Origin of the sequence: Variovorax sp. V116 (genome assembly GCF_041154435.1) — a bacterium.
In the GTDB taxonomy this organism is placed as follows: Bacteria; Pseudomonadota; Gammaproteobacteria; order Burkholderiales; family Burkholderiaceae_C; genus Variovorax; species Variovorax paradoxus.
On record NZ_AP028662.1, the window covers coordinates 356,075 to 369,010 of the forward strand.

Genomic DNA, 12,936 nt, shown 5'->3' on the forward strand with positions numbered 1-12,936 from the left:
TGGGGGAGCGGCTTAACGCAGCACGTAGCCGCTCAGGCGCCACGTGCCGCTGGAGTCGAGGCGAAAGCTCGTCATCTCGCGCACCACCCGGTTGCTGGCGTTGGCGAAGCGGGTTTCGTATTCGACGTTGATGTATTGGCCGGCCACGTCGGGATCGTCGTTTGCAACCATTTGGCGGTTGACCGAAATCCACGTGCGCTGCTGCGCCGCACCGAGCGGCGACCGCGACGCCTCGACCTGGCGAACGAACTCGGGACGCGCGACCCGCTTCTTGGTGGCGGGGCCCGAGCCGTCCCACAGTTCGCCGATCTTGCCCTGGTCCACCAATTGGATGGCCTGCAGGCCGCCGCGGACCATGTTCGTCGGATCTGCGTCCTGGGCCGAGGCCACGCTCATCCAACCCGCCAGGAATGCGGCGCCGATCAGCAGTTTGCTTTTTGAGGTCATGTCAGGTCCGGGAGTGATGTTGATTTCGATATGTAAGTATGCCGATTCGCACGGAGTACTTTGATGGTGCCGTTCGTTTATAGCACCCAGAGATTGATGCGCGAATGCAGATGCCGGCCTGCGATTGCGCCATGACGGGCAATTAAAGAAACCGCCCGATCTTTGCATTGCCATTGAAGGACGAGCCTTTTGCGGATTACGGCTCAGGCTGTGCCCGCATGCCTCCACCGCAGCGAGACGCGGGTGCCTTCGCCGCTGCGGCTCTCGATGCGCAGATGGGCGCCGATGGCGTCGGCCTGCTCCCGCAGCCCCACGAGCCCGTAGTGCCCCGCGGCGCCCGCGCTCGGCTCGAAGCCGATGCCGTCGTCCGCGATCTCCAGTTCGATGCCGTCGCTTCCCATGCGCTGCAGCCGGATCAGGAGGCGCGCCGCGCCCGCGTGGCGTTCGACGTTGCGCAGCACTTCTTCGCACATGTGGAACACGGTTTCCGCCGGCTCGGCCGCAAGGGCGGACAAGGCCGGGTCGATCCGGCAGTCGAGCTCGATGTCGGAGCGCTCGCCCAGGTTCTTGGCCAGCTCGGCCAGCGCTGCGCCCAGCCCGATGTCGCGCACCGGGTTGCTGCGCAACTGGTCGATCGCGCGGCGCGCCTCGTCCAGCCCGTCGCGCGCTGCCCGCTCGGCCCGGACCAGCTCGTCCGGCAGCGCATCGGGCCGGTTCGACGCCAGGTGCTTGAGCACGCGGATCTCGGTGAGCATCGCCATCATGGAATGCGCCAGCGTGTCGTGCAGCCCGCGCGCCAGCCGCAGCCGCTCGCGCACCACCGCGGCGTCGCGCGATTCCTGCGCGAGGCGATTGATCTCCTCGGTGCGCTGCCGCACGCGTTCGTCCAGCTCGGCGTTGAGCCGGCGCAGCTCGTCGCGTTCGCGCTGCAGCGTGTCCAGCAGCCGGTCGAGCGCGCTGCCCAGCCGCGCGGCTTCGTCGGCACCTTGCGGCACCTCGATGCGCGTGGCGCTGCCGGCCAGCACCGCGTCCGCGGAATGGGCGATCACGCTGACACGGCGCGTGAGGCGGCGCGCCATGACGATGCCCGCACCCGCGGCGGCCAGGCCCAGCAGGCTCAGCACGATCGAGATGCGCCATTCGATGGCAGTCGCAAACGCGGCGACCGATTCGACCGGCTGAATCACCACGGCCTGCCAGCCGAGCCGGCGCAGCGTGCCGTCGCGGGCATTGGGCGGGGTTGCGATCAGGTAGGGCCGGTTGTCCAAGAGCCGCCTTGTGCGGATGCGCGTGGGCAGATCGGATCCGTCGTTGCCCAGGCCCGCGACCACGGGATCGAAGGGCGTGATCGGATCGCCGGCATCCTGCCAGCGCTGCCCCAGGAGCGCACTCGGCCCGTGGCGCACGATGCCGTCGCGGTCGATCAGCAGCCATTCGCCCGGCGAGGCGCGGATCTCGGCCATCATCTTCTGCACCCAGTTCCAGCGGAGGTTCGCGGCGACCACGCCGATGATCGCGCCGTCCGCGTTGCGCACCGGCGCGGTGAGCTTCAGGAAGCGCTCCTGCGGTGAGCGGCCTTCCTCGATCCATGCGGCGTCCAGGCCCTGCGAGATCCACGCGTGCTGATTGACGTTCTGGCCGACCACCTGTTCGTCGGTGGCGGCGACGATGAAGCCGTCGGCATCGGTCACCGCCAGCCAGATCAGGTCGGGCACGCCGCGGCGCACCGCCTCGAGCGAGCGCTTCAGGCGTGCGCCTTCGCTGCGCTGCACATCCTCGGACAGCATGGCCGCCACCACGCTGACGGCCTGCAGGCGCAGCAGCAGCGCGGTGTCGAGCTCGGCACTGACGTGCTCGGCCGCGGCCTCCAGGCGCTGGCCGTGCTGCTCGAGCAGCGTCGCACGCACGAAGCTGCGCAGCCACAGGTTGGCCGCGAGCGCCAGGCACAGGGTGAGCGCAATCAGCAGCCAGCCGATCGCGGCAGCCATGGAGCGCCGCGGGTCGATGCGACGTGCGAGGTTCATTGGCTGCGGATTCTCGCAGCCGGTGGCCGTGACTTTCGGCATGGGTACTTCCCCCGAGTCCTCGGGGTTTGTCTCGATCCGCCGCGTGACTTCCGGCAGGCGCGCCGGCGGCGGTTTGCGGCAACAGTTGCACCCATCGCGATCCGTGCCTGCAGCGCGACTGAATTCCAACCCTGAACGTGCCGCGACGCGATCGGCGCGACAACGAATGGAGACCCAACGAATGAATCCCACGTCCCTCACACAGGCCGCATCCGGCGCGCCGCCGCGCCTGTTCGACAACCGCTGGCTGCAACTGGCCGTCGGCATCGTCTGCATGATTGCCACGGCCAACATCCAGTACGCATGGACCTTGTTCGTGCCGGAGATCCAGGGCAAGTTCGGCTGGGAGCGCGCATCGATCCAGATTGCCTTCACCATCTTCGTGCTGGTGCAGACCTGGCTCGCGCCGATCGAGGGCTACTTCATCGACAAGTTCGGGCCGCGCCTGATCGTGGCCTTCGGTGCGCTGTTCATCGGCGCGGCCTGGGCCATCAACTCGCAGGCCACGACGCTGATGGGCTTCTACATCGGCGCGGCCATCGGCGGCATTGGCGTGGGTTCGATCTACGCCACCTGCATCAACAACGCGCTCAAGTGGTTTCCCGACCGGCGCGGCCTGGCGGTGGGCTTGACGGCCGGCGGCTACGGCGCGGGTTCGGCCGCCACCATCCTGCCGATCGCCGCGATGATCGAGAGCTCCGGCTTTCAGCAGGCCTTCCTGTTCTTCGGCCTGCTGCAGGGCTCGCTGGCCTTCATTGCGGCCTGGTTCCTGCGCGCACCCAAGGGCAACGAAGTGCGGGGCTCGACCAAGCTCGCGCAGAGCCGGCGCGACTACACGCTGGGCGAGGCGCTTCGCACGCCGCTGTTCTGGCTGATGATCCTGATGTTCTCCTGCGTGGTCACCGGCGGCATGATGGCCGTGGCCCAACTGGGCGTGATCGCACAGGACCTGGGCGTGAAGAACTTCAAGGTGGACCTGTACTTCGTCACCATGGCCGCGCTGCCGCTCGCGCTGATGCTCGACCGTGTCATGAACGGCATCTCGCGCCCGCTGTTCGGCTGGATCTCCGACCACATCGGCCGCGAGAAGACCATGGTGATCGCCTTCACGCTGGAAGGCATCGGCATCATTGCGCTGGGCTACTTCGGCCACAACCCGTGGGCCTTCCTGATCCTGTCGGGCGTGGTCTTCCTGGCCTGGGGCGAGGTGTACTCGCTGTTCTCCGCGCTGGCGGGCGACGCCTTCGGCACCAAGCACATCGGCAAGATCTATGGCGTGCTGTACTGCGCCAAGGGCGTCGGCGCGCTGTTCGTGCCGCTCGGCAATCTGATGATGGAAGCCACCGGCACCTGGTCGACCGTGCTCTACACAGTCGCGGCGCTCGACCTGTTCGCCGCCTTCCTGGCGATCGTCGCGCTGCGGCCGATGCTGGCCAGGCACACCGCCAGCAATGCCGCCGCATCGCATGCGCCTTCGCCGGCGGCTGATCTCGCAATGCCCGGCGGCCTGTCGCCTGCAGGCCGCTCGGCCTGATCGGCGCCGCTTCGGGGTTACTTCTTCAACACCAGCACCGCCAGTTCGGTGCGCGTGTTCGCGTGGAGCTTCTGCATGATCCGGCTCACGTGGTTCTTTGCCGTTCCCTCGGCCAGGTTGAGCGCCGTGGCGATCTGGCGGTTGCCATAGCCCTTGGCGATCAGTTCGAGCACGGCGGCCTCGCGCTCTGTCAGCGGTTTGGTCGTCGCCGTCGAATCGGACTGCGATGGCTCGCCGGGCGCGGCGGCCTGCGCCGCGGCGCGGGGATCCGGCGCCGGCGGGGAGGGCGGCTCCTGCGCGACGCGATCGGCCAACAGCCGGAACTGGTCCATCACCTTGCGCGCGATCTGCGGCGTGAGCCGCGACTCGCCGCGATGCACGGCCCGCACGGTGTCCAGCACTTCTTCTTCCGAGGCGTCCTTGAGCAGGTAGGCCTGCGCGCCGGCACGCACCGCGTCGGAGACCAGGTCGTCGCGGTCGAAGGTGGTCAGCACCATCACGCGCGTGTGCGGCAAGGCGGCCGAGATCTCGCGCGTTGCGAGCACGCCGCCCTTGCGCGGCATGTGCAGATCCATCAGCACCACGTCGGGCAGCAGGCGGCGGGCCAGCTCCACGGCTTCCACGCCGTCGGCCGCCTGGCCGAGGACCTCGATGTCCGGCGCAGCGTCCAAGAGCATGGCCATGCCGCGACGGATCAATGCCTGATCGTCGGCAATCAGCACGCGGATTTTTGGCGCGGCCTGCGAAGAAGAGGATGACGGTTCGGCAATGGTGCTCATGGCAGCGTCGATTGTGCCGCGAGGTGCGCCGGGTCCGTCACAATTTGCCGTGTCGACTGCTATGCAAAAAAGAAATCCGATGCCACAAACCAACCAGCTGCGCCCGTTCTCGTTCGTGCTCGCCGTTCCGGACCTCGAGCGAAACACCGCTTACTTCAGGGATGCCCTGGGCTTCAAGGCCGAGTGGCCGGAAGCGACCGGTTGGCAGCTTCTTTCGCGAGGCGATGTGCGCATCATGATCGGCCATTGTCCGGACGCCATGCCGCCGTCTGCGACGGGCGATCACAGCTACTTCGGATACCTGCATGTGGATGACGTCGATGCACTTTATGAAGAATTCGTCCGGCGCGGCGCGTTGATAAAGCAGGCGCCCGCAGACAAGCCGCATGGCATGCGCGAGTTCTCGGTCGTGACGCCTGACGGACACCGACTCATGATTGGGCAGGACCTGGCACCGAGGGCGGGAAGCTGAGTTGGCTTGTGAGCCGAGGCTTATCGACTGCCGAATATCATCAAACCCATGGCGATATCCGCGTTTGCTGTCAAAGTGCCCTCTGCCGAGACGTTGGTCGGCGACCTTCGGCAGCGTTTCGACGCGACGACGAAGCTGGGGGTGCCTGCGCACATCACGGTGCTTGTGCCATTCATGGATCCCCAGTACATCACGCCTGCCGTACTGGACCGAGTGCAACGCGCGTTGAATCGAGTGGCTGCGTTCTCCTTTTCATTGGGCAGGGTGGGGCGCTTCCCGGCGACCGCGTATCTCGCGCCGGAACCGCCAGAACCGTTCATCGCCATGACCAAGGCGCTCGTGGATGTCTTTCCAGATTTCCCGCCGTACGGAGGGGCGCACCAGGGAGTGGTTCCGCACCTGACTGTGGCTCATGGAGAGCCCTCCGAGGCCGATGCAGCCGCTGCTGAGTTGCAGAAGCGATTGGATGCATCTGGCGGCATCGTGGCGGATTGCGCCTCGGTCGCGCTGATCGAAAACTCGACGGGCCGATGGGAAGAGCTGCATGTCTTCCACTTGCCGTCGGCTGATACCCCGGCCCGCGACGATTGACCCCGGGGGTCGAACACGCGTCGCACCTTGGTCTTCAGCATTCACTACACCGCGAAGCGGGACATGCCACTGACCCCCATCGGCTGGGCTGCCTGTTGAGCTCGCCGTTTCGGCCGTTTACCCGGCGCGTTTGAGCCGTCGGCCACGCCGGCGACGTGCTTGTTTGCAACCGACGGTGCCTAGCCCGCCAGCGTCGGATAGTCCGTGTAGCCCTTGGCGCCGGGCGTGTAGAACGTCTCCGGCGCAGGCGCGTTCAGCGGCGCGTCCTGGCGCATGCGGTCGACCAGGTCGGGGTTGGCGATGAAGGCCCTGCCCATGGCCGTCAGGTCCGCGCGGCCTTCGCTCAGGGCCTGCAGTGCGCTGGCCTTGTCGAGTCCGCCGGCAAGGATGAAGGGGCCGTCGAACGCGGCCCTGAGGTCGGTCTTCAGCTTGGCCGGGACGGGCGGGGTGCCCAGGGCCGAATGGTCGAGCACGTGGACGTACATGAGGCCGAGCGCGGAGAGCTGCTTCACCAGCGCCAGGTACTGTTCGTCCACGCCTTCGAACGCGCCGGTGCCATTGAGCACGCCGTGCGGCGACAGGCGGATGCCCACGCGCTCCGCGCCGATTTCCTTCACGGCCGCACGCGCGACCTCGAGCACCAGCCGGTTGCGCCCTTCGGCCGTGCCGCCGTAACCGTCGGTGCGGCGGTTGACGTTGGCGTTCAGGAACTGCTCGAGAAAGTAGCCATTGGCGGCATGCAGTTCGATGCCGTCGAAGCCGGCCTCGATGGCAAGGCGCGCGGCCGTGGCGTATTCGCCGATCGCCACCTGGATGTCGGCCTCGGTCATGGCGCGCGGCGGCGTGTGCGGCTGGTTGCCTTGCGTATCCGTCCACATCTGGCCGGGGCATGTCTCCGACGACGAGCTCAGCACCTCGGCACCGGCCGGCAGGTTGTCCGAGTGGGCCACGCGGCCGGTGTGCATGAGCTGCACGACGATCCTGCCGCCCTTGGCATGCACTGCGTCGGTCACGAGCTTCCAGCCTTGCACCTGGGCATCATTGAACAGGCCGGGGATCCGCGCGTAGCCCAGGCCGTTGGGCGAGGGCGAGGTGCCTTCGGTGATGATGAGCCCGGCGCCCGCGCGCTGGGCGTAGTAGGTGGCCATCAGGCTGTTGGGCGTGTTGTTCTCGGCCGCGCGGCTGCGGGTGAGCGGCGACATCACGGCACGGTTCTTGAGCGGGGTGGCGCGCAGGGAGAAGGCGTCGAAAAGCATGGACTGTCCTGAAGAAAGGGGAGTGAGAAGAAAGGAGGGAATGGCCTTGGCCCGCAGCGGCTCAGCCGATCCGGTAGCGCGGGGCCGGCGTTCCCACCTGGGTGGCGGCAAACAATGCGGAGCGCGCCGCCTCGTACTTGTCCCACAGCGTTGCATCGGCGACCGACGGCCACGTGACCGCTTCGCCCTGGTCCCATCCCGCGAGCGCCGCATCGACCATGTGCTCGGTGGTCATCAGCGCGTCCTTGTTGAGGGCCGCCAGCGGCACGCCCGACAGGTCCCAGATCTCGGTGGCCGTCGAGGCCGGCAGGACCAGCTGGACCTTCACGCCGGTGCCGGCCAGCTCTTCCTGCAGGCCCCGGCTGTATTGCAGTACGAAGGCCTTGGTGCCGCTGTAGACGGCGCTGATCGGCAGCGCGTGGATGCCCAGCACCGAAGCGATGTTGATGATCACCCCGTCGTTTCTGGCGATGAAGGCGGGCACCACCGCCTGGGTCAGGCGCGTCAGCGCCGTGATGTTGAGGGCGATCTGCGACAGTGCGTCGCCGGCGGACCTCTGTGCCACCGGTCCCAGCCGCGCAATGCCGGCGTTGTTCACCAGCACGCGCAGGTCGGCGCGGGTGGACAGGATCGTCTCGATCCGCGCCAGGTCCTCGTCCTGGGTCAGGTCGGCAACGACCGGCTCGGCCTGGATGCCGTGCGCCTTCGAGACCTGTGCGCAGAGGGCTTCGAGGCGGTCGGCGCGACGGGCGACAAGAATGAGGTCATAGCCGCGCGCGGCGAGGCGGTCCGCATAGACGGCGCCGATGCCGGAGGAAGCCCCGGTGACAAGAGCGACTTTCCTGGAGCTGGGATGTGTCATGGATGGCTTTCGAATAAAATTTGAGGGCTCAACCAAAAAAGTTGAGGGCTCAAATGTAGAAGCGATCCGCCATCGGCTGCCGTTGGTGCAGCACTCAACCATTTTCGAAACATGGGAATAAAAACCAAAGCCGTCGACGCGAAGTGCAGCCTGGACAAGCCGGCCGCGGATCAGGATGTCCTGGGTGGGCGCGTCTGCACAAACACGGCGCTGCGCCTGGCCGCCCGCCGGCTGGGCCAGCTGTATGACGAAGCGCTGGCGCCGCTGGACCTCAAGGCCACGCAGCTCGCGCTCATCGCGGAAATCGACAAGCTCACGGTTGCCGCCCCGCAAGGACCGACGCTGCAGGACCTCGCAGCCCGGCTCGCCATCCAGCTGTCGGCGCTGACCCACGCGCTCAGGCCGCTGGTGCGCGACGGCTTCGTCGAGTTGCGTGCGGACGCCAAGGACCGGCGCACCAAGCACGGCCTGCTCACGCCGCTTGGCAAGGCCAAGTTGTCCGAAGCGGTGTGGCGCTGGGCCGCGGCAAACGACCGCGTGGAGGCCGTGCTGGGCCCTGCCTCGGCGGCGAACCTCCGGGCCCTGGCCGATCAGGTGTCTTCCGACGCGTTCCTGGCGGCATACAGGTCGGAGGATTGATCGGTCGGCCGGATCCCCCAGGGCCCGCCACGGCCGAGCGCGGCAGCCTTCGCAATGAGCGTTCCGTCTTCGACAGCTGCGGCCTAAACTGCGACCCGCACAACTTCTGTTCGGAGGACCGATGACGACGAATTACCAAGGCAGCTGCCACTGTGGCCGGATCGCTTTCGAAGTCGAGGGCGACATCCAGGGGGCGATGTCATGCAACTGCTCGATGTGCCAGCGCAGGGGATCGCTGCTGTGGTTCGTGCCGCACGACCGGCTCAGGCTGAAGACGCCGCCCGAGGACGTCAGCACCTACATGTTCAACAAGCACCTGATCTCGCATCGCTTCTGCGCGGTCTGCGGCATTCATGTCTTTGGCGAGGGCACCGATCCCAAAGGCAACAGGATGGCGGCCATCAACATCCGCAGCCTCGAGGGCATCGACCTGGAAGCGGTGCCGGTGCAGCATTTCGACGGGCGTTCGAAGTAGGTCCTGGGGCAGCCACCCGCTTGCGCCGGCACGGCCAATCCCGTACGCTGGCCCGGCGCCCACGCGCAGCACCCGAGCCCTGGCGGGCCGCCGGGCCGGCCTTGGGGGCGCGTAAGGAGTGCATGCCATGCCAAGCCGATCGAACGGCCTTGCGGCCGAAATGCAGGCTGTGCGAACGTTGGCGCTGGTGGGCGCCGCAGCCGCCGGCAAGAGCTCGCTGGCCGAGAACCTGCTGCACAAGGCGGGCGCCATCGCGGCCTGCGGCAGCATCGAGCGCGGCAGCACCGTCAGCGACCACGACCCGCTCGAGCGCCGCATGCAGCACTCGCTCAACGCATCGGTGATGCACCTCACGCACGGCGGCACGCGCATCCACCTGATCGACACGCCCGGCGGGCCCGACTTCCTCGGCCAGAGCCTGCCGGCGCTGGAGGCGGTCGAGACGGCGGCAGTGGTCATCAATGCCGCCACCGGCATCGAGCCGATGACGGTGCGCATGATGGAGTACGCGGCCTCGCGCCACCTGGCGCGCATGATCATCGTCAACAAGATTGACTCGCAGGGTGTTTCGCTGGCGGGCCTGCTGGCCGACATCCAGGCCACCTTCGGCCGCGAATGCCTGCCGCTGAACCTGCCCGACGGGGTCGGCCGGCAAGTGGTGGACTGCTTCTTCAACCGCTTCGGGCAATCCGACTTCGGCCCGGTCGAGGCGGCGCACCGCGCGCTGGTGGAGCAGGTGGTCGAGGTCGACGCGGCCTTCGTCGACCGCTACCTCGAGGAAGGCGACGTGGACCCGGCCGAGCTGCACGCGCCGCTCGAACAGGCACTGCGCGAAGGCCACCTGATCCCGGTGTGCTTCGTCTCGTCGCGCAGCGGCGCCGGCGTGGCCGAGCTGCTGGACGTGATCGTCAAGCTGCTGCCCGACCCGACCGAAGCCAACCCGCCGGACTTCATCGTTGGCGAGGGCGCAGAGGCCAGGCCCATGGAGGCCAGCCCCGACCCGTCGCTGCACGTGCTGGCGCATGTGTTCAAGGTCACGGTCGACCCCTATGTCGGCAAGCTGGGCATCTTCCGCGTGCACCAGGGCACGGTCACGCGCGACAGCCAGCTCTACATCGGCGACGGACGCAAGCCCTTCAAGGTGGGGCACCTGTTCATGCTCCAGGGCAAGGACCATGTCGAGGTGCCGCATGCGGTGCCCGGCGACATCGTGGCGGTGGCCAAGGTCGAGGAGATCCATTTCGATGCCGTGCTGCACGACGCTGCAGAGGACGCCCACGTGCACCTCGCGCCGCTGCCGTTTCCGGTGCCGGTGCATGGCCTGGCCGTGGAGCCCAAGCGCCATGGCGACGAGCAGCGCGCCTGGGAGATCCTCGGCAAGCTCGCGGCCGAGGACCCGTGCCTGCGCATCGAGCATGTGGCCGCGACCAACGAGACGGTGCTCTACGGGCTTGGCGAGCTGCACCTGCGCATCGTGCTCGAGCGCCTGCGCGAGGTGTACCGCTTCGAGGTCCAGACGCGGCCGCCGCGCATCGCCTACCGCGAGACCGTGAGCGCGCCGGCCGAGGGCCACCACCGCCACAAGAAGCAGACCGGCGGCGCTGGCCAGTTCGCCGAGGTCTTCCTGCGCATCGAGCCGCTCGCGCGCGGCGCGGGTTTCCAGTTTGGGGACGAGGTCAGGGGCGGCGCGATCCCGGGCCAGTTCATTCCCGCGGTGGAGAAGGGCGTGCGCGAGGTGCTGGCGTACGGCGCGATCGCAGGCTACCCCGTGGTCGACGTGCGCGTGGTGGTGTACGACGGCAAGCACCACAGCGTCGACAGCAAGGACATCGCCTTTGCGACCGCGGGCCGCAAGGCCTTCATGGCCGCGATCCGCGAGGCCCGGCCGGTGGTGCTCGAGCCGATCGTGCAGATCGAGATCGCCGTGCCCGAGCATGCCGTGGGCGACGTCACGAGCGACCTGTCGGCTCGGCGCGGCCTGGTCACCGGCACCTCGGGCCAGGGAGGCGGCACCGTGGCCATCGGCGGGCAGGTGCCCGAGGCCGAGCTCGCCAGCTACCAGTCGCGGCTCAATGCAATGACCAGCGGCCAGGGCCGCTACACCATCGCGCTGTCGCACTACGAAGCGGTGCCGCCGACGGTCCAGCAGGCGCTGGTGAGCCAATACCAGGTGCGTGACGACGAATAGCATCGCGCCTGCTGTCCACGCTGTACCGAGGCGGCGTGTGACGCCGACCATCGAACGGCGGCACCATGCGTCGGGCTCGAACGCCAAGAGCCCAGTAGCCCGTGCGCGAGATCGAATGCAACGTCCGATCCGAGTCGACGGGTATCGCGGCTACAACGAGACATCGAACCGACGGCGGAAGTCGCCTGGCGTGCATCCTTCAATGCTGCGAAAGAACTTGGTGAAGTTGGTCGCCTCATCGAAGCCAAGCCGCTGCGCGATGGCGGAAATCGGCATCTCCGTATGTACGAGCAGGCGCTTGGCTTCCAGCGCAAGGCGCGAGGCAATAAAGGCCTTCGCACCGACGCCAGCCACCGCACTGCAGATGCGAGTAAGAGTCTTCTCGGAACATCCCATGGCATGTGCATAGCGCGAAACGTGATGCCACTGATGCACCTTCGCGTCCAAAAGCCGTTTGAAAAGACGAAAGCGCTCCGGTGCGTCGGCCGATGCTCCAGCGGGCGGCTGTTGCTCGGTGTGAAAGATGTGCAGCCGCATCACGAGCGTTGCCAGTTCACTCTGGAGCAGCCAGTTCAGCAGCGGTTGCCGGGCTTCGAGCGCGCATTCTTCCTCGAGCCGCGCGAGCGTGTCGGCCAAGAACCGGCCCGTCGACCGATCGAGGCGCAGATGGCCAGGAAGCGCATCGATCAGTTCAGGCATCTGAAGGCGTTCCTCGCCTTGCGAAGCCTGCAGCAGTTCGGGTCTGAACAGCAGGAGGTTCGCGTCCCAGCGGCTTCCCGGGCCGAAGCGGTGAACCTGTCCGGGCCGGATGGTCAGCAGCGATCCCGCGCCACACTCGATGTGCCTGAAGTCCACCACGGCGCGGCATTTCCCGCGTCTGACGTGCACGAACATGTGGAAGTCGTAGCGGTGGTGACGCTGGAGGTGGGCTTGGGGCACCCTTCGTCTTAAGTCCGACATAGAGAAGACCTCGAGATCCAGTGTGCTCTCGGCCGAGGGCCGATATTGGACCTGCTCGATATCGATGGGTCTCGTTCCGCGCGGCATCGACCCATTCTGTCCGATATTCACCATTCAGCAACCGACTTTGATCGTGTCGAACACGCCGGCAACTCGAACAATATGGGTACGCGGGCACCGGGCGGCCACCAAGCCCCGCGTCCCATCCTGATAGACATTCCGAGGCGACAGATGCAAACCACAAACCGACAGTTCATGACTCGCTTCGTGGAGTTCATCAACACAGCGGACCCGCGGCTCGCCACAGAGTTGGTTTCTCCGGACGCCGTGTTTCAAGTTCCTGGGCGCGCCGAACCCGTGCACGGGCCACAAGGCTACCTGGAGATCATCGGGATGATGCGCGGCGGATTCCCCGACGTTCAATGGACTCTTGAGGAAACCGTCATCGAAGGTGATGTCATCGCTGCGCGATTCACGATGCGTGGGACGCATCGCGGAGCTTTTTTCGGCGTGCCTCCCACCGGCAGGACGATTGCCGTGCAAGCGCTGAACATTTATCGATTCTCGACCGGGAAGATCGTCTCCGAAGTGGGGCAACCGGACCTGCTCGGACTGATGCAGCAGATCGGCGCATTGCCGCGTTCCTGAGGCCCAAGGCTGGACCAAA

13 protein-coding genes are annotated in these 12,936 nt (G+C 67.0%); 7 read left to right on the forward strand and 6 right to left on the reverse strand.

Features of this window, described 5'->3' with window-relative positions; all coding sequences use genetic code 11:
* Positions 1 to 12: 12 nt before the first annotated feature.
* Positions 13 to 447: a DUF4019 domain-containing protein gene (locus tag ACAM58_RS27680; RefSeq protein WP_027729727.1), complete on the reverse strand. Its 435-nt coding sequence runs from the start codon at positions 445 to 447 to the stop codon at positions 13 to 15.
* Between the two features lie 203 nt (positions 448 to 650).
* Positions 651 to 2,471: a histidine kinase gene (locus ACAM58_RS27685; RefSeq protein WP_369664979.1), complete on the reverse strand. Its 1,821-nt coding sequence runs from the start codon at positions 2,469 to 2,471 to the stop codon at positions 651 to 653.
* 223 nt (positions 2,472 to 2,694) lie between these two features.
* On the opposite strand from ACAM58_RS27685, the gene oxlT reads away from it, so the two are divergent.
* A complete protein-coding gene (gene oxlT / locus ACAM58_RS27690) occupies positions 2,695 to 4,047 on the forward strand; it encodes an oxalate/formate MFS antiporter (RefSeq protein ID WP_018906056.1) in 1,353 nt (450 codons plus the stop codon).
* Between the two features lie 17 nt (positions 4,048 to 4,064).
* Here oxlT and ACAM58_RS27695 read toward each other — a convergent pair whose 3' ends face one another.
* Positions 4,065 to 4,826 carry a response regulator gene (locus tag ACAM58_RS27695; protein WP_369664980.1) on the reverse strand — a complete coding sequence of 254 codons (762 nt, stop codon included), beginning with the start codon at positions 4,824 to 4,826 and terminating at the stop codon, positions 4,065 to 4,067.
* 79 nt (positions 4,827 to 4,905) lie between these two features.
* Here ACAM58_RS27695 and ACAM58_RS27700 point away from each other — a divergent pair, with 79 nt between their 5' ends.
* The gene (locus tag ACAM58_RS27700; protein WP_027729724.1) at positions 4,906 to 5,298 is read left to right on the forward strand and encodes a VOC family protein; all 393 of its coding nucleotides are present in this window, start codon (positions 4,906 to 4,908) and stop codon (positions 5,296 to 5,298) included.
* 48 nt (positions 5,299 to 5,346) lie between these two features.
* Entirely contained in the window at positions 5,347 to 5,889 is a 543-nt protein-coding gene (locus tag ACAM58_RS27705; RefSeq protein ID WP_027729723.1) for a 2'-5' RNA ligase family protein, read from the forward strand.
* A gap of 179 nt (positions 5,890 to 6,068) precedes the next feature.
* Here the strand turns inward: ACAM58_RS27705 and ACAM58_RS27710 are convergent, their stop codons facing one another.
* Entirely contained in the window at positions 6,069 to 7,145 is a 1,077-nt protein-coding gene (locus tag ACAM58_RS27710) for an alkene reductase (RefSeq protein WP_027729722.1), read from the reverse strand.
* A gap of 61 nt (positions 7,146 to 7,206) precedes the next feature.
* Positions 7,207 to 8,007, reverse strand: a complete 801-nt coding sequence (locus ACAM58_RS27715) for an SDR family NAD(P)-dependent oxidoreductase (RefSeq protein WP_027729721.1) — start codon at positions 8,005 to 8,007, stop codon at positions 7,207 to 7,209.
* Positions 8,008 to 8,118: 111 nt separating this feature from the next.
* Between ACAM58_RS27715 and ACAM58_RS27720 the strand changes: the two genes are divergently transcribed.
* From ACAM58_RS27720 to fusA, 3 genes are all read left to right on the forward strand, one after another.
* Positions 8,119 to 8,646: a MarR family transcriptional regulator gene (locus tag ACAM58_RS27720; RefSeq protein ID WP_027729720.1), complete on the forward strand. Its 528-nt coding sequence runs from the start codon at positions 8,119 to 8,121 to the stop codon at positions 8,644 to 8,646.
* A 121-nt stretch (positions 8,647 to 8,767) separates the two neighbouring features.
* The gene (locus tag ACAM58_RS27725; protein ID WP_027729719.1) at positions 8,768 to 9,121 is read left to right on the forward strand and encodes a GFA family protein; all 354 of its coding nucleotides are present in this window, start codon (positions 8,768 to 8,770) and stop codon (positions 9,119 to 9,121) included.
* A gap of 127 nt (positions 9,122 to 9,248) precedes the next feature.
* Positions 9,249 to 11,309, forward strand: coding sequence for an elongation factor G (fusA, locus tag ACAM58_RS27730; RefSeq protein ID WP_027729718.1), 2,061 nt, complete (start codon positions 9,249 to 9,251; stop codon positions 11,307 to 11,309).
* 150 nt (positions 11,310 to 11,459) lie between these two features.
* Here the strand turns inward: fusA and ACAM58_RS27735 are convergent, their stop codons facing one another.
* Entirely contained in the window at positions 11,460 to 12,203 is a 744-nt protein-coding gene (locus ACAM58_RS27735; protein WP_369664981.1) for a helix-turn-helix transcriptional regulator, read from the reverse strand.
* A 297-nt stretch (positions 12,204 to 12,500) separates the two neighbouring features.
* Between ACAM58_RS27735 and ACAM58_RS27740 the strand changes: the two genes are divergently transcribed.
* Positions 12,501 to 12,917 (forward strand): ester cyclase, encoded by a 417-nt coding sequence (locus tag ACAM58_RS27740; RefSeq protein WP_027729717.1) that lies wholly within the window; start codon positions 12,501 to 12,503, stop codon positions 12,915 to 12,917.
* Positions 12,918 to 12,936: the final 19 nt, after the last annotated feature.